Annotated in this window: 11 protein-coding genes; 5 read left to right on the top strand and 6 right to left on the bottom strand. The window is 65.5% G+C overall.

From position 1 onward, the window contains the following. Nucleotides 1–150: 150 nt before the first annotated feature. On the top strand, nt 151–1,200 hold the full coding sequence (locus ACSQ3P_RS05145; RefSeq protein WP_436164517.1) for an HpcH/HpaI aldolase/citrate lyase family protein: 1,050 nt from the start codon (nt 151–153) through the stop codon (nt 1,198–1,200). A 127-nt stretch (nt 1,201–1,327) separates the two neighbouring features. After that, entirely contained in the window at nt 1,328–1,657 is a 330-nt protein-coding gene (gene hspQ / locus ACSQ3P_RS05140) for a heat shock protein HspQ (protein ID WP_069691631.1), read from the top strand. A gap of 119 nt (nt 1,658–1,776) precedes the next feature. On the opposite strand, the gene ACSQ3P_RS05135 is transcribed toward hspQ, so the two are convergent. Further along, nucleotides 1,777–2,592 carry an invasion associated locus B family protein gene (locus ACSQ3P_RS05135; protein ID WP_436164516.1) on the bottom strand — a complete coding sequence of 272 codons (816 nt, stop codon included), beginning with the start codon at nt 2,590–2,592 and terminating at the stop codon, nt 1,777–1,779. Nucleotides 2,593–2,847: 255 nt separating this feature from the next. Here ACSQ3P_RS05135 and ACSQ3P_RS05130 point away from each other — a divergent pair, with 255 nt between their 5' ends. Together ACSQ3P_RS05130 and ACSQ3P_RS05125 are read left to right on the top strand one after the other, a co-directional pair. Then, nucleotides 2,848–4,686, top strand: coding sequence for an extracellular solute-binding protein (locus ACSQ3P_RS05130; RefSeq protein WP_436164515.1), 1,839 nt, complete (start codon nt 2,848–2,850; stop codon nt 4,684–4,686). Nucleotides 4,687–4,696: 10 nt separating this feature from the next. Continuing rightward, a complete protein-coding gene (locus ACSQ3P_RS05125) occupies nt 4,697–5,716 on the top strand; it encodes an AMP-binding protein (protein WP_436164514.1) in 1,020 nt (339 codons plus the stop codon). 3 nt (nt 5,717–5,719) lie between these two features. Here ACSQ3P_RS05125 and mfd read toward each other — a convergent pair whose 3' ends face one another. Together mfd and ACSQ3P_RS05115 are read right to left on the bottom strand one after the other, a co-directional pair. Continuing rightward, complete coding sequence (gene mfd / locus ACSQ3P_RS05120) at nt 5,720–9,268, bottom strand: transcription-repair coupling factor (RefSeq protein ID WP_436164513.1); 3,549 nt, start codon at nt 9,266–9,268, stop codon at nt 5,720–5,722. Between the two features lie 117 nt (nt 9,269–9,385). After that, entirely contained in the window at nt 9,386–9,682 is a 297-nt protein-coding gene (locus ACSQ3P_RS05115; RefSeq protein ID WP_436164512.1) for a succinate dehydrogenase assembly factor 2, read from the bottom strand. Nucleotides 9,683–9,840: 158 nt separating this feature from the next. Here ACSQ3P_RS05115 and recG point away from each other — a divergent pair, with 158 nt between their 5' ends. Further along, nucleotides 9,841–11,943 (top strand): ATP-dependent DNA helicase RecG, encoded by a 2,103-nt coding sequence (recG, locus tag ACSQ3P_RS05110; protein WP_436164511.1) that lies wholly within the window; start codon nt 9,841–9,843, stop codon nt 11,941–11,943. A gap of 39 nt (nt 11,944–11,982) precedes the next feature. Here the strand turns inward: recG and ACSQ3P_RS05105 are convergent, their stop codons facing one another. From ACSQ3P_RS05105 to glmU, 3 genes are all read right to left on the bottom strand, one after another. After that, a complete protein-coding gene (locus tag ACSQ3P_RS05105; protein ID WP_436164510.1) occupies nt 11,983–12,693 on the bottom strand; it encodes a DUF502 domain-containing protein in 711 nt (236 codons plus the stop codon). 200 nt (nt 12,694–12,893) lie between these two features. Next, nucleotides 12,894–14,720 carry a glutamine--fructose-6-phosphate transaminase (isomerizing) gene (gene glmS, locus ACSQ3P_RS05100; protein ID WP_436164509.1) on the bottom strand — a complete coding sequence of 609 codons (1,827 nt, stop codon included), beginning with the start codon at nt 14,718–14,720 and terminating at the stop codon, nt 12,894–12,896. Between the two features lie 119 nt (nt 14,721–14,839). Continuing rightward, nucleotides 14,840–16,210, bottom strand: coding sequence for a bifunctional UDP-N-acetylglucosamine diphosphorylase/glucosamine-1-phosphate N-acetyltransferase GlmU (glmU, locus tag ACSQ3P_RS05095; protein WP_436165164.1), 1,371 nt, complete (start codon nt 16,208–16,210; stop codon nt 14,840–14,842). Nucleotides 16,211–16,349 lie beyond the last annotated feature (139 nt).

The following is a 16,349-nucleotide window of genomic DNA, read 5'->3' as shown; positions in this document are numbered from 1 at the left end:
GGGTATTATTCCTGGGAAAATAGACCTATTAAGAGTACTAGGTAATATTTCCTAGGCATTAAATCTCCACCTCGCCCTGCCCGCATAATGGACGATGGACGGGATTGGCCGCCTTCGTCACATTGCGGCATTGCACCATGGAGCCTCGCCATGACCGTCAAGACGCCGCGCCAGTTCTTCCGTCCGCTCGCCATTGGCGCGCCGGAGCCGTTCCGCGAGCTCCCGCTGAAACTGGAACGGATGATCCATTTCGTGCCGCCGCATCTGGAGAAGGTGCGTGCCAAGGTCGGCGAGCTCGCGGGCCAGGTCGATATCGTGCTCGGCAACCTGGAGGACGCCATTCCCGTCGAGGCGAAGCAGGCGGCGCGCGACGGCTTCATCGCGATGGGCAAGGGCGTCGATTTCGGCAAGACCGGGCTGTGGACGCGGGTGAACGCGCTGAATTCGCCCTGGTTCCTCGACGATATCACCGCGATCATGGCGGAGATCGGCGGCAAGCTCGATGTCGTGATGGTGCCCAAGGTCGAGGGACCATGGGACATCCATTATGTCGACCAGTTGCTGGCCCAATTCGAAGCCCGGCACAGCCTGCCCAAGCCGATCATGATCCACGCCATCCTCGAAACCGCCGAGGGGGTCAAGAATGTCGATATGATCGCAACCGCCTCCCCGCGCATGCATGGGATGAGCCTCGGGCCGGCCGATCTCGCGGCCTCGCGCGCAATGAAGACGACGCGCGTCGGCGGCGGCCACCCGGAATACAAAGTCATCGCGGATCCCACTCCGGATGGCGCCGCGCGCGCCGTCGCCCAGCAGGACCTCTGGCACTATACGCTCGCCAAGATGGTCGATGCCTGCGCGGCCGCCGGCATCAAACCATTCTACGGGCCCTTCGGCGACTTCGCCGATACGGCCGCCTGCGAGGCGCAGTTTCGCAACGCCTTCCTGCTCGGCTGCTCGGGCGCCTGGACATTGCATCCCTCGCAGATCGAGATCGCCAAACGCGTCTTCAGCCCGGATCCCACTGAGGTCGCCTTCGCCAAGCGCATCCTGGAGGCGATGCCGGACGGCTCCGGCGCTGTGATGATCGACGGCAAGATGCAGGATGACGCCACCTGGAAACAGGCCAAGGTCATCGTCGATCTGGCGAAACAGGTCGCGGGGCGCGACCCGGCACTTGCGCAACGCTATGGGTTATAATCACTAATTTCAGTTGGAACTTGTTGATTTTGACGTATTTGCGACGCAATCCTCAAGCAAGCGCCTGACAATATTTTAGCCGGGCACATCTTCCGTCTACCCGCTCCAGCATGGACCAAAGCCTACAATGCAAGCACGTTCGGCGAAATTCAGGATTGGACAGGTGGTCAAGCACCGCGTCTATCCGTTCCGTGGCGTGATCTTCGACGTCGACCCCGTTTTCGCCAACTCGGACGAATGGTGGCTGGCGATCCCGGAGAATCTGCGCCCGTCGAAGGACCAGCCTTTCTACCACCTCTTCGCCGAGAACGAGGAGACGGAATATGTCGCCTATGTCTCGGAGCAGAACCTCGTGATCGACGAGTCGGGGCGGCCGATCCGTCATCCGCAAGCCAAGGAATTTTTCCGCCGCGATCGCAAAGGGCAATACCAGATCGATCGCGCCGGATTGAACTGAGGCCGGCCCCGCGACGCACAGAAGCCCGCATCCATGCAGTCATGGAAAGGCCGGCGACCATGAAAAAGGCCGGCCCCTCTCGGGACCGGCCTTTTCCTTGTAACATCGTCTCCCGCCTATCAGGGCTTGGGAGCAGCTCCCGGAGCCGGCGCGGCGCCCGGCGCCGAAAGCCCTCCCGGCACGGCAGGCGCAGCCCCCGGGACGCCCGGAGTGGCGTTGGCGCCGCTGCCGCCAAGACGCTGGCGCAGCTCTTCCTGACGCTTGGCCAACTCGTCCTGCAAGGCCTTCTGCTGGTCCTCGAGCACCTTGGGATCGATCGGCGCGCCGTCGAAACCCTTGGCGAAATCGGAGAGCGGAATGGAGAAGGAGACCTCGCGCGCGCCCTGGTTCTGGACGCTGATGCTGAGATTGGTGCCCTTCTTCATCGCGTTGATGAAGTCGTCCTTGACCTGCGCCTCGGCGAAGCAGCCGTTCGGGAAGCAGATCGCATAGCGGCCCGGGGTGGGCTGCGCGGTATCGACGCCGAAGCGGATGCCGGGTTGCAGCAGCAGGCCGAGCGGCATCAGGAAGCGCACGATCTTGTTGGGATCGCCCTTGACGTCATAGACGGCGACCGCGAGCACCGGCTGACCCTGGTCGGAGACGAAATCGCGCGTAGTGTAGCAGATTTCCTTGTTGGCGGCCTGGTCCTTGCCGCAGACCTTGGTCCAATTGGTCTGCGAGGGCTCGGGCTTGACCTGAACAACGGTCGGGCCGGCTGCGGCCTGCCCACCCTGGGGAGCGGCGGGCTGCTGAGCCGGTTGGGCAGGCTGCGCCGGGCGCTGCGCGGGGCGCTGTGCCGGGGCCTGGGCAAAGGCGGCGACGGGGCCAAGACCCAGCGCTACGCTGAGGGCGGCGCCCAGAACGCGCGAGGACAAGCTAAACGAAGCGGACATCTGTCATTCCTTAATCTGCGAATTCGGGACCACGACTTCGCAAGCCGCGCGCGCCACCATCGACAGCCCAATCGCATATCAGCGCCAGCCACCGCAAGCCGAGCACATCAGGGGTGATTGAGGCGTTTGCATGACACCTAGCGTCGCCTTTAGCGAGTTCCGTTACAGGATTCCAGTCCGAATAGCTGCGTGACTGCGAAGTTGCCGTGTTATCCTCACGCACGGGAATCAGGTTTGACGATGTCTTCGCCTCGCATGGGCCGCTCAGCATTGCGCACTGCGGCCAAAGCAATCTTCTCTGCATTGACGCTCATCCTGGCGATGGGCGCGGATTCGCATGCCGAATCGCCCTCCTCTGCCCATGCCATCGCGATGCATGGCGAGCCGGCCCTGCCGCCGGGCTTCAGTCATCTGCCCTATGCCGATCCTGACGCACCCAAGGGCGGGCGCATCGTCTTTGGTCTGCAGGGCACGTTCGACAGCCTGAATCCGCTGGTGGTGCTCGGCGTCGCGCCCGACGCCGTGCCGCGCTACGTCCAGCAGAGCCTGCTCTACCGCTCAGCCGACGAACCCTTCACCGCCTATGGCCTGCTCGCATCCCGCGTCGAGCTCAACGAGGCGCGGACCCGGCTCGCCTTCGAGATCGACGAAAGAGCGCGCTTCTCCGATGGGACGCCGGTTACTGCCGACGACGTGCTCTTCACCTTCGAGATGCTGAAGACCAAGGGCAAGCCGTTCCACCGCTCCAGCCTCGGCCGCGTGACGAAGGCGGAGGCACCCTCGCCGCGCTCTGTCGTGTTCGAGCTCGGCGACGGCTCGAACCGCGAATTGCCACTCGTGATCGGCGCGATGCCGATCTTCGCCAGGCACGCCACCAATGCGGACACCTTCGGCGAAACCAGCTTCAAGCCGGCGCTCGGCTCGGGCCCCTATCTCGTCAGCGAGGTCAGGCCCGGCGAGGCACTGACGCTGAAGCGCCGCAAGGATTTCTGGGCCGAGAACCACCCGCTGACGCGCGGCCTCTTCAATGCCGATGAGATCCGTTACGATTTCTATCGCGACGCCAACGCCTTGTTCGAGGCCTTCAAGGCGGGCCTCTACGACATCCGGCTCGAACCCGATCCGACACGCTGGATGACCGGCTATGACGTGCCTGCCGTGCGCGACGGCCGCATCGTGCGAGAAGCGCTGCGCTTCCAGGCCCCCAAGGGCATGACCGGGCTCGTCTTCAACACACGCCGGCCAGCCTTCGCCGATGTCCGCGTCCGCGAAGCGCTCGGCATCATGTTCGATTTCGAATGGGTCAACCGCAACCTGTTCCACGGCGTCTATCGCCGCGCCGGCAGCTTCTTCTCCGATTCGGAGTTATCGGCGCTCGGCATTCCCGCCGATGCGCGGGAGAAGGCCTTGCTGGCACCGTTTCCGGGCAGCGTGCGCGACGATATTCTCGCCGGGAGCTGGGTGCCGGCTGCCAGTGACGGCTCAGGCCGCGACCGCGAACAGGCCCGCAAGGCGCTCGATCTGCTGCAGACGGCAGGATACGAGCTTCAGGATGGGGTTTTGCGCAATACCAGGACGGCAGAGCCCCTCGCCTTCGAGATCACCGTCACCAACCGGCCGCAGGAGCGTCTCGCACTGAACTATGCCGCTTCGCTCGGACGTCTCGGCGTCGGGGTCAGCGTCAGGCTGATCGACGATGTGCAGTACTGGCGCAGGCTGTCGGCCTTCGATTTCGACATGATCCAGTGGACATGGCCGGCCTCCGCCTCGCCCGGCAACGAACAGGTTGGCCGCTGGGGCTCGGCCAATGCCGACCGCAAGGGCGCGCTGAATTATGCCGGCGTGAAATCGCCGGCCGTCGATGCCGCCCTGCAGGCGCTTCTGGCGGCGCGCGAACGCGAGGATTTCGTCGCCGCCGTGCGCGTGCTCGATCGGGCGCTGCTCTCGGGCTTCTATGTCGTACCGCTATATTACCTGCCCGAGACATGGCTGGCGCATTCACGCGATGTCACCCTGCCAACACGCAAGCCGGCCTATTTCCTCGCCACCGAAGCTCTGGCGCGCCGCCCGGCGTCGTCGGCGCCAGCCAACTGAAGGCCAGTCGATGCGGGCAGAACAGGACGACGCCGCTTCCGCCCTGCTCGACGGGCTCGACCTCGACACGCTGCTGAAAGCCCTGACCCGCAGCCGGGGATATGAGGCGGCGCTGCGCGACCCGCCGGGACGCCGGGGCTGGAGCGACACGATCCCGACCTCGTTGAGCTTCATGCAGCTCGAGGAGCGTGTCGACCAACTCGCGCGATTGCTCGCCGTCAATCACGCGCAGCCGGGCGCGACCGTCGCTATCCTGGCGCCGCTCGGTCCGGAGGCAATCGTCGCCATCCTTGCCAGCTTGCGCGCGGGCCTGTCGCCGCTGATGCTGCCATTGCACGGCAACGAGCTCGAATTGCTGGGGCTGATCGAGGCGTCCAACGCAGTGATGGCGCTCGGCGTCGGCCGTGTCGGGCCGCTGCGGCCGCTGATCGTGCTGCGCAATCTTGCCGTCAGGGCCTTTGGCACGCGCTTCGTCGGCGGTTTCGGGCAGGATGTCCCCGACGGCGTCGCACCTCTCGATGGGCTGATGGCGAGCGCCGGCCTGCATCCGCTGCCCGAACAAAGCGGGCGACCGGCTCTCCAGGTCGTCAATGCCCTGAGCCTGGCGGGGCCCTTGATGGTTTCCGAGCGCGATGTGCTCGGCAAGTCGTTGGAGATATCGCGCCTGCTGAAGCCGTTGGCCTCGTCGCGGATCGTGACCACGCTGGTTGGCGGCGACCTCGCTGCTTTGGCGACCGGGCCGGGCATGGCGCTGCTGACTGGTGTCGAATTGTTGCCGCTCGGCCTGTTCAGCCTCGGCGACCTGCAGGCCTGCGTCGCGGGTGGACGCAATGTGCATCTCGTCCTGCCGGGCGCGATGGAGCCCGCGCTGGCACGCTCACGGCTGGCCGCCGACCCCTCGCTGGCGAGTGTCGTCCTGGTGCACCGTCCAGGAGAGGGGCGCGCCTTGCCGGCGCTCGACCGGCCCGACCTCGCCATCGTCGACATCGATGTCCGCTCGGCGGCGGAGATCGACGTCAGCCGGCGCTGATCGTCAAGCCGCCTTCTTGCGCTCGGCGATCCGGGCCAGGTCGGTCAGCAGGCGGCGCGTGCCCTTGAGCCGCTCCTCGGCGGTCTCGAAATCATCGATGAAGACCACGCGCATGTCGGGGCGCACCTTCGCCAGCGTGCCCTGCTTGGCGACATAGCCGACGAGGCCCTCGGGATTGGCGAACTCGTTGTCGCGGAAGGCGACGATGATGCCCTTCGGCCCGGCCTCAACCTTCTCGACATTGGCGCGTTTGCACAGAGCCTTGATCGCGACGATCTCCAGAAGCTGCTGCACTTCGTCCGGCAGCGGGCCGAAGCGATCGACCAATTCCGCGCCGAAGGACTGGATGTCGCCATCGTCGTCCAGCGTCGAGAGGCGCTTGTAGAGCGTGAGCCGCAGCGTGAGGTCCGTGACGTAATGCTCGGGGATCATCACCGGCGCGCCGATCTGGATCGTCGGCGACCATTGCGCGTCGCTCTCGAAGTCGACACCGGACTTCAGCGCCGCGACCGCCTCCTCCAGCATCTGCTGGTAGAGTTCGTAGCCGACTTCCTTGATATGGCCCGACTGCTCGTCGCCGAGCAGGTTGCCCGCGCCGCGAATATCGAGATCATGGCTGGCGAGCTGGAAGCCTGCGCCCAGCGTGTCCAGCGATTGCAGGACCTTGAGGCGGCGCTCGGCCTGCTCGGTCAGCTTGCGGTTGGCCGGCATGGTGAAGAGCGCATAGGCACGGATCTTCGAGCGGCCGACACGCCCCCTGAGCTGATAAAGCTGGGCGAGGCCGAACATGTCGGCGCGGTGGACGATGAGCGTGTTGGCATTGGGAATATCGAGGCCCGATTCGACGATCGTGGTCGAGAGCAGCACGTCGTACTGGCCCTCATAGAAGGCCGTCATGACGTCCTCGAGCTGGCCTGCCGCCATCTGACCATGGGCGATGCCGACCTTGGCCTCGGGCACCTGCTTGTCCAGGAAATCCTTGACGTCGGAAATATCCTCGATGCGCGGCACGACATAGAAGCTGCGTCCGCCGCGATAGCGCTCGCGCAGCAGCGCCTCGCGCACGATCAGCGGATCGAAGGGCGTCACGAAGGTGCGCACTGCAAGCCGATCGACCGGCGGCGTCGCGATGATCGAGAGCTCGCGCACACCGGTCATGGCGAGCTGGAGCGTGCGCGGGATCGGCGTCGCCGTCAGGGTCAGCATATGGACCTCGGCGCGGAACTCCTTCAGCCGCTCCTTGTGGTTGACGCCGAAATGCTGCTCCTCATCGACGATGACAAGGCCGAGATCCTTGAACTCGATCGCCTTTCCCAGCAGCGCATGGGTGCCGACGACGATATCCATCGTGCCGTCCTTGATGCCTGCCTTCACCGCCTTGAGATCGGGCGCCGAGACGAAGCGCGAGGCCTGGCCGACATGGACCGGCAGGCCTTTGAAGCGCTCGGCGAAATTGCGGTAGTGCTGGCGCGCCAGCAGCGTGGTGGGCACCACGACGGCGACCTGCTTGCCGTTCAGCGCGCAGGCGAAAGCAGCCCGCAGCGCGACCTCTGTCTTGCCGAAGCCGACATCGCCGCAGACCAGCCGGTCCATCGGCCTCCCCGCTGCCATATCGTCGAGCACAGCATCGATCGTGGCCTGCTGGTCCTCGGTCTCCTCGAACGGGAAGCGGGCGCAGAACTCGTCATAGAGCCCTTCCTGCGGGACCAGGCGCGGGGCTTCCTTGAGGGCGCGGGCGGCTGCGATCGCGATCAGCTTGCCCGCCATCTCGCGAATGCGCTGCTTCAGCTTGGCCTTGCGCGCCTGCCAGCCGCCGCCGCCGAGACGGTCGAGCGGAACATCGGTGTCTTCCGAACCGTAGCGCGAGAGCAATTCGATGTTTTCGACCGGCAGGAAGAGTTTCGAATCCGCCGCATAGTGGATTTCGAGGCAGTCATGCGGCGCCCCCACCGCCGTGATCGTGCGCAGGCCAATGAAGCGGCCGATGCCGTGATCGACATGAACGACGAGATCGCCGGGGCTGAGCGATGACAGTTCGGCGATGAAATCCTGCGGCCGGCGCGTCTTCTTGCGCGGGCGCACGAGGCGGTCGCCCAGGATGTCCTGCTCGCCGATGACAGCAAGCTTGCCGGCCTCAAAACCGGTCTCGAAGCCCCAGACGGCCAGCGCCGTGGTGCCGGGTTTGAGATCGAAGGCAGCGCGCAGCGAACCGGTCGTCTGCACGGTCTTGAGGCCGTGATCAGCCAGCACATGCGCCAAGCGCTCGCGCGAGCCTTCCGACCAGGCGGCGAGGATGACGCGGCGGCCATCGGCCTGCAGCGCCTTCACATGGGCAACGGCGGCATCGAACACGCTGCCGGCATTGTCGGCGCGCTCAGCAGCGAAGCTGCGGCCCTGACGCGCACCGAGATCGACGATCAGCTTGCCGTCGCTGTCGGGCAGCTGGAACGGCGTCAACGCGGCGACGCCGGCCTGGTCGACGATCCCGCGCCATTCCGCTGGCGAGAGGTAGAGCGCGTTCGGCAGCAGCGGCTTATAGGGCGCGCCGCCGGCGCTCGGCTGGTCCATCGCCGCCTTGCGCGCGTCGTAATAGTCCTTGATCAGGCTGATGCGCTCGCCCACCGCGTCATCGGCCTGGGCGTCGAGCACCAGCGGGACATCGGGCAGATAGGCGAAGAGCGTGTCGAGCTTGTCCGCCAGCAGCGGCAGCCAATGCTCGAGCCCGGCCGGGCGACGGCCTTCGCTGACCGCTTCATAGAGCGTGTCGTCGCGGCCGGGCGTGCCGAAGGTCGTGATGTAGCTCTGGCGAAAGCGCTTGATGCTTTCGCTGGTCATCTGCGCCTCGGACATCGGCACGAGATCGAGCCCGCGCAATTGCCCGGTGGTGCGCTGCGTCTCGGGATCGAAGGTGCGGATCGATTCCAGCGTATCGCCGAAGAAATCGAGCCGGATCGGCGCCGGCATGCCCGGCGGGAAGAGATCGACGATGCCGCCGCGCACGGCGAACTCGCCGGTCTCGCGCACCGTTGAGGTGCGCAGATAACCGTTCATGTCGAGCCAGCGCGCGAGCTGCTCGGTATCGACCATGTTGCCAGGCGCGGCCGAGAAGCTCTCGGAGGCGACCTTGCTGAAGGCCGGCACGCGTTGGAGCGCCGCATTGACCGTGGTCAGGAGCAGGCGCGGCTTGTCGCCGGACTTCGTCTTGGCGAGCCGCGACAGCGTCGTCATGCGATGCGCGACGATCGAGGGGGCCGGCGAGACGCGGTCATAGGGCTGGCAGTCCCAGGCCGGGAAGGACATCACCTCGAGATCGGGCGCAACGAATTGTAAGGCGTTCTCGAGCACCTGCAGGCGCTGGCCGTCACGAGCAATGAAGACGAGCAGGGCCGCGCCCTCGGCCTTCTTCGCCCGGGCGCGCACGAGATCGGCCAGGATGACGGCGTCGAAACCGTCCGGAACGCTGGCGAGCGTCGGCTTGTCGCCGCGATTCAACGCATCGAGAATGCGGTCGCTCTGGAGTTTTGCGAGTTGGGCGGGAGGCGGGATGCTCATATGGCAAGCGTCATTCTCAGGCTTGTCCCGAGAATCTCGGGGCAACGGGCCACTGGTTTCAGAGATGGTCGGGTCAAGCCCGACCAGGACGAGCGCGCAGGCACGCGCCTCATCGTCTCAGACATGAATCGGTTTGCCGTGGTGATGAAACGCCTTCAGCCGCCGGAACACGTCGGTATCGTAATTCGCGGGAACCTCGGCCTCGCCCGTGATCCATGACAGCAGGTCGCGGTCGAGCACCTCGATCAATTGCTCGAACAGATCCAGTTCGGCGTCGCTCAGCGTGCCGATCTCGGCGTCGGCGAAGCGGCCCATGATCAGATCGGTCTCGCGCATGCCGCGATGCCAGGCGCGAAACAGAATCTTTCGCCGGCGCGGGTCGAGATCGGCGCTGGTCCTCGTCGAGCCACTCATGTGAAAACCTCGGGCAAGAAATCTGGAACGGTGCAATGACGATCGGGCCGGCCCCGTCGCGGAGCCTGCCGTCGCGCGCTATATAGCGTTGCAACCCGGCGAAGTCAGCGGCAGAACACCTGAGATCTTCGCACTCCTGACATGTCCCGAGTAGCCGCTTGCGCCCATCCCTTCTCGACCCGCTGTTCGCCCCCGTGACGACGCTGCCGGGCGTCGGCCCCAAGCTCGGCAAGCTTCTGGACAAACTCCTCGGCGACGAGACGCGACCTGCGCGCGTCATCGACCTGCTGTTTCGCTTGCCGACCGGTGCGATCGACCGGCGGCCGAGCCCTTCGATCGCCGATGCGCCGATCGGCGATGTCGCGACCTTCAACGCGCAGGTGACCGAGCATCGCCCCGCGCCACCCACCAAGGCGAAGGCGCCCTATCGCATCATCGTCGAGGATGAGACCGGCGACGTGACGCTGGTGTTCTTCCACGCCGATGTGCGCCATCTCCTGCAGACCCTGCCGATCGGCGCCTATCGGCTCATCTCCGGCAAGCTCGAGCTCTGGGACGGCATGCGCCAGATGGTGCATCCCGACCGCATCCTCGATCCCAAATTCGCCGCGACATTGCCGGCGATCGAACCGGTCTACGGACTGACCGAAGGCCTCAGTGCGCGGGTGATGACGCGGATCGCAGGCGCGGCTGCGGAGAAATGCCCGGATCTGGCGGAATGGCAGGACCCGAGCTTCCTGGCCAAGAGCGGGTTTGCGCCCTTCTTCGAGGCGATGCAGGCCTTGCATCATCCGCCCGATCTCAAGGCGATCGAAGGCGACACGATCGCGCGGCGCCGCGTCGCCTATGACGAATTGCTGGCGAGCCAGATCGCGCTCGCTCTGGTGCGACGGCAGCAGAAGAAGAAGGCCGGTCGGGCGACCGCCGGGGATGGCGCGTTGCGGCGGCGGATCGAGAGCGCCCTGCCCTTCACGCTGACGGAGGGCCAGCGGCAGGCGCTCAATGACATCCATGACGACATGGAAAAGCCCGAACGGATGCTGCGCCTGCTGCAGGGCGATGTCGGCTCGGGCAAGACGGTCGTCGCCTTGATGGCAATGGCCGCCGCCGCCGAGGCCGGACGGCAATCCGTGCTGATGGCCCCGACCGAAATCCTGGCGCGCCAGCATGCCGAGCGGCTGGCCCCGCTCGCCGAAGCCGCAGGCCTCAAGCTCGCATTGCTGACCGGACGCGAAAAGGGTCCGGGCCGGGCCCGCGTATTGGAGGGGCTGGCGAATGGCGAGATCGCGATCGCGGTCGGCACCCATGCGCTGTTCCAGGAGGGGGTCGCCTTTCGCGATCTCGCGCTCGCCATCGTCGATGAGCAGCACCGTTTCGGCGTGCATCAGCGCCTGCTGCTCGGCTCCAAGGGCGAAGCGGTCGATATTCTGGTGATGACGGCGACACCGATCCCACGCACGCTGTCGCTGACCTGGTTCGGAGACATGGATATCTCCGTGCTGGCCGAGAAGCCGGCGGGGCGCAAGCCGATCGCGACCAAGGCGATCTCGCTCGACCGCTATGACGAGGTCGTCGGCGCGGTGGGGCGTGCGGTCGAGGCCGGCGCCCAGGTCTATTGGGTCTGCCCCTTGGTGCAGGAATCCGACACGCTCGATGTCGCCGCTGCGCAGGAGCGTTTCGATGCTCTGCGTGAATTCTTCGGCGACCGGGTCGGGCTGCTGCACGGCCAGATGCCTGGACGCGACAAGGATGCGGCGATGGCGGCTTTCGTGGCGGGCCAAACGCGCATCCTGATCTCGACCACGGTGATCGAGGTCGGCGTCGATGTACCCAATGCGAGCGTGATGGTGATCGAACATGCCGAACGCTTCGGTCTGGCGCAGCTTCACCAGCTGCGCGGGCGCATCGGGCGCGGCTCGGCCGCCTCGACCTGCCTCCTGCTCTACAAGGGACCTCTCGGACCGGTGGCCGAAGCACGGCTGACCATCATGCGCGAAACCGAGGACGGTTTCCGCATCGCCGAGGAGGATCTGAGGCTGCGCGGCGAAGGCGAGGTGCTGGGCACCAAGCAGTCGGGTTCGCCGGACTGGCAGATCGCGCGACCGGAAACGGATGGCGATCTGCTCGCCGCCGCGCGCGACGATGCCCGTCTGCTGATCGAGCGCGATCCGCATCTCGAAGGCCCGCGCGGCGAGGCTGTGAGGACATTGCTCTATCTGTTCGAGCGTGATGTCGCGATCAGGTTGCTGCGCGCGGGGTAGTAATCCCGATCAAATGCGCCCCGGCCGTTCGGGCCAGTGCTATTTGCCGGTATCCGTGCCCGGCATCAGCTTCGGCGCGGCCTCGCCCGGCTGGATCAGCCCCGCCGACATGATCAGCTTGGCGCCATCCTCGACGGAGATCGTCAGTTCGATGACCTCCTGGCGCGGTAGATAGAAGAAGAAGCCCGTCGTCGGGTTCGGCGTGCAGGGCAGGAAAACGCCGATCTGCTCGTTTCCATCAGGCAGTTTTCCGGCGATCTCGGGTGCGGCCTCCTGCGCGATGAAGACGATCGACCACATGCCCGGCTGCGGGAACTGCACCATCCCGACCTTGCGGAACGAGGTGCCCGATTGCGAGAAGATCGTCTCGAAGACCTGCTTCACGCCTTTGTAGAGGCTGCGCACCACCGGCATGCGATTAAGCAGCGCCTCGCCCGCCTCGATCAAGGTACGGCCGACTAGGTTGGCGGTGAGGAAGCCGAGCAGCGTCAGCCCGATCAAGCCGATGATGATGCCCAGGCCAGGAATCGGAAACGGCAGATAGGAATCAGGCAGATAGGAGTTCGGGATCAGCGGCTTCACCAGCCCGTCGATCAGGGTGATGAACCACCAGGTCACGGAGGCCGTGATCGCCAGAGGAGCCGCGATGACGAGCCCGGTCAGGAAGTAGCGCCGCAGCCGCGTGCCAGCCGTCGGGCGCAACAGGTCGGTCTGGATGATGAGGCGGGGATCGGGCGGGCCGGCGGTCATGCAAGGGTTCCGGTCAGTCGGGCGTTCAGCCGCGATTGGCCGGCCACCATGCGACAGACGTGCCAACGCTCCCAGCAGAATTCAAGGATCCAGCAGAATTCAAGGATCGTGGCATGGCCCGGCGACCAAGCTCGCCCCGAGATATTGCCGCTTGATGTCAGTCCGCCGCGAGCCGGCCGAGGCCGGCTCGCGAACAGTCGTCACTCCACCGTGACGGACTTCGCCAGATTGCGCGGCTGATCGACGTCCTTACCCATGAAGACAGCGGTCTGGTAGGCGATCATCTGGATCGGCAGCGCGTAGACGATCGGCGCAAAGAGCGGGTCCATCTCCGGCATGATGATCGTCGCCTCCGGGGTGATGCCGCATTCAGCCGCGCCCCTGGCGTCGGTGATCAGGATGATCCGCCCGCCACGCGCCGCGACCTCCTGCATGTTCGACGCGGTCTTCTCGAAGAGCGCGTCATGGGGCGCGACGACGATGACCGGCATATCCTCGTCGATCAATGCGATCGGACCGTGCTTGAGTTCGCCAGCCGCATAACCTTCGGCGTGGATATAGCTGATTTCCTTCAGCTTCAGCGCGCCTTCGAGCGCCAGCGGGAAACTCGTGCCGCGGCCGAGATAGAGCACGTCGCTCGCCTTGGAGAGCTCGCGGGCGAGCCTTTCGATCTCGGGCTCGAGCTCGAGCGCCTTCGCCAGGAGGCCGGGCAGCGCGATCAGATGCTGGACATGGCGGATCTCATCCTCCGCCGAGAGCGTGCCGCGTGCGCGGGCAGCGGCGAGCGCCAGGCAGGCCAGTGTGGTCAATTGGCAGGTGAAGGCCTTGGTCGAGGCAACGCCGATCTCAGGGCCAGCGAGCGTGGGAGCAACCGCGTCACTCTCACGGGCGATGGTCGAGGTCGGCATGTTCACGACCGACAGGATCGTCTGGCGCTCCTGCTTGGCATATTTCAGGCAGGCCAGCGTGTCGGCGGTCTCGCCCGATTGCGAGATGAAGAGCGCGAGCCCGTTCTCGGGCATCGGTGCCTCGCGGTAGCGGAACTCGGAGGCGACATCGATCTCGACCGGCAGGCGCGCCAGCCGCTCGAACCAGTATTTCGCCGTGAGCCCGGCGTAATAAGCCGTGCCGCAAGCGGAAACGGAGAGCCGGGACAGGCCCTTCCATTCGACGGCAGGCTCGAAGGGTTGCCTCAGCGTGCCGGCCGCCATGTCGAGATACTGCGTCAGCGTGTGAGCGACGACCTCGGGCTGCTCATGAATTTCCTTCGCCATGAAGTGGCGATGATTGCCCTTGTCGACCAGCATGCTGCCGGCGGCGACGCGACGTGCGCGCCGTTCGACCTGGACATTCGCCTTGTCGTAGAAGGTCGCGCCCTTGCGGTTGAGGACGACCCAATCGCCCTCCTCGAGATAAGCGATGAGGTTGGTGAAGGGCGCCAGCGCGACCGCATCCGAGCCCAGATACATCTCGCCGTCACCGACGCCGACAGCCAGTGGCGGCCCGTTGCGCGCACCGATCAGCAGGTCTTCCTCACCCTGGAACAGGAAAGCCAGCGCGAAAGCCCCGCGCAAACGCGGCAGGCAATGCGCGATTGCCGCGACGGGCTTCTTGCCGCGATCGAGCTCGCGCGTGACCAATTGGGCGACGATCTCGGTGTCGGTCTGCGTCTTGAAAACGTAACCGTCGGCCTCGAGCTCGACCTTGAGCTCGCGAAAGTTCTCGATGATGCCGTTATGGACGACCGCGAGCTTTTCGGTCGCGTGGGGATGGGCGTTGGTCTCGTTGGGCTTGCCATGGGTCGCCCAGCGGGTGTGGCCGATGCCGATCAAGCCTTCGAGCGGCTCGCTCGAGAGCCTGATCTCGAGGTTCTTGAGCTTGCCTTCGGCACGGCGGCGGGCGAGCAGGCCGTTTTCCAGCGTCGCGACGCCGGCCGAATCATAGCCGCGATATTCGAGCCGCCGCAGCGCCTCGACGACCTGGGGCGCGACCGCTTCCTTGCCCAGAATGCCCACGATGCCGCACATGCCAAAACCTCTTCAGACGTTGCCGTTGGCACACCGCATAGCGGGCAACGGCGAACATTCCCAATCACTCTAAATGTAGAACTATGAACGGCGGCCTGCAGGGACCGCCGCTTTTCAGGTTATTCCGGCGTTTTCTTGGCTGCGGACTTCTTCGCCATGGCCTTGTCGCGGAATGTCTTCGCCCAACCTTCACGCTCGATCTGACGGCCGCGGCCGATAGCCAGCGCATCGGCTGGAACATCCTTCGTGATGACCGAGCCCGAGCCGATGATGGCCCGGTCGCCGATCGTCACCGGCGCAACCAGCGCGGAATTGGAGCCAACGAAGGCGCCGGCTCCTATCACCGTTTTGTACTTGAAGAAGCCGTCATAGTTGCAGGTGATGGTGCCGGCGCCGATATTGGCATCGGCGCCGACACTGGCATCGCCGATATAGGTGAGATGGCTGACCTTGGCGCCTTCGCCGATATCGGCTGCCTTGATCTCTACGAAATTGCCGACCTTGGCATTGGCGCCAAGCTTTGCGCCCGGCCGCAGGCGACCATAGGGACCGACCGTCGCGCCAGGGCCGACATCCGCCCCCTCCAGATGCGAAAAGGCGTGGATGACTGCGCCGTCAGCGACGGTGACACCTGGGCCGAAGACGACATTGGGCTCGACCAGCACATCTTGCCCCAACCGTGTGTCGAAGCTGAAGAACACCGTCTCGGGTGCGATCAAGGTCGCGCCCTGCTTCATCGCCTCCAGTCGCTTGCGTCTTTGGAATTCAGCTTCCGCGGCAGCAAGTTGCGCGCGATCGTTGACGCCTTGCACCTCGCTCTCGGCCGCCTGCAGCGCAACCGCCTTCAGCCCCCGTTCGCGCGCGACGCCAACGGCATCGGTCAGGTAGAACTCGCCTTGCGCATTGGCGCTCCCGATCGCCTCCAGGATTGATAACGCCTGGCTGCCGTCGAGCGCCATCAGCCCGGCGTTGCACAGGCGGATCGTGCGCTGCGCCTCGGTTGCGTCCTTGTGCTCGACGATGGCCACGAGTTCGCCGTCCCTGGTCACGAACCGCCCATAGCCGGCCGGATCCTGCGCCTCGAAGCCAAGCGCGGCGACACTCGCGCCCTCTGCCAGCGCATGGCGAAGGTCGAGGAAGGTCTGCGGCCGGACGAGAGGCGTATCCGCGAAGGCGACGAGGATGTCGTCATGCTTGCCCGACAGCGCCTCGCGCGCCGCGAGCACGGCATGAGCCGTACCGCGTCGCTCGGCCTGGATCGCGATCGCAGCCGAGGGCAGCAGCGCGCGAGCCTCGCTTGCGACATCGGGCCGGTCGGGGCCGATCACGACCACAACCGTATCGGCTCCGGCCTCCGCCACAGCAGCGAGCGCATGGGCTAGAAGCGAGCAGCCACCGATCTCGTGCAGCACCTTCGGCCGCCGCGATTTCATGCGCGTGCCCTCGCCAGCCGCAAGAATGATGGCGAGGCAAGACCGGTCGGACTGCATTTTGGTCATGATTATCGTTTCCCTTGGCGCCCCAACGGCAAATCCTGCCGGTCACTTCCTGGGTCGTCGCTGGCGATCTGGTGCATGGTGGTGTTGCGAACGCCGTGGATAGCCGATCCTGTCGGCATTTGCCAAAGTC

Origin of the sequence: Allobosea sp. LjRoot9 (assembly GCF_964252745.1) — a bacterium.
Lineage (GTDB): Bacteria > Pseudomonadota > Alphaproteobacteria > Rhizobiales > Beijerinckiaceae > Allobosea.
The sequence above is the reverse complement of the archived record's forward strand: the minus strand, read 5'-3'. Positions and strand labels throughout refer to the sequence as shown.

What these genes read in the sequence shown, in the direction of transcription:
- mfd (WP_436164513.1), bottom strand. Translation starts at nt 9,268, where the DNA reads ATGAGCATCCCGCCTCCCGCCCAACTCGCAAAACTCCAGAGCGACCGC.
- ACSQ3P_RS05145 (WP_436164517.1), top strand. Translation starts at nt 151, where the DNA reads ATGACCGTCAAGACGCCGCGCCAGTTCTTCCGTCCGCTCGCCATTGGC.
- ACSQ3P_RS05135 (WP_436164516.1), bottom strand. Translation starts at nt 2,592, where the DNA reads ATGTCCGCTTCGTTTAGCTTGTCCTCGCGCGTTCTGGGCGCCGCCCTC.
- ACSQ3P_RS05125 (WP_436164514.1), top strand. Translation starts at nt 4,697, where the DNA reads ATGCGGGCAGAACAGGACGACGCCGCTTCCGCCCTGCTCGACGGGCTC.
- ACSQ3P_RS05105 (WP_436164510.1), bottom strand. Translation starts at nt 12,693, where the DNA reads ATGACCGCCGGCCCGCCCGATCCCCGCCTCATCATCCAGACCGACCTG.
- hspQ (WP_069691631.1), top strand. Translation starts at nt 1,328, where the DNA reads ATGCAAGCACGTTCGGCGAAATTCAGGATTGGACAGGTGGTCAAGCAC.
- glmU (WP_436165164.1), bottom strand. Translation starts at nt 16,210, where the DNA reads ATGCAGTCCGACCGGTCTTGCCTCGCCATCATTCTTGCGGCTGGCGAG.
- glmS (WP_436164509.1), bottom strand. Translation starts at nt 14,720, where the DNA reads ATGTGCGGCATCGTGGGCATTCTGGGCAAGGAAGCGGTCGCGCCCCAG.
- ACSQ3P_RS05130 (WP_436164515.1), top strand. Translation starts at nt 2,848, where the DNA reads ATGGGCCGCTCAGCATTGCGCACTGCGGCCAAAGCAATCTTCTCTGCA.
- ACSQ3P_RS05115 (WP_436164512.1), bottom strand. Translation starts at nt 9,682, where the DNA reads ATGAGTGGCTCGACGAGGACCAGCGCCGATCTCGACCCGCGCCGGCGA.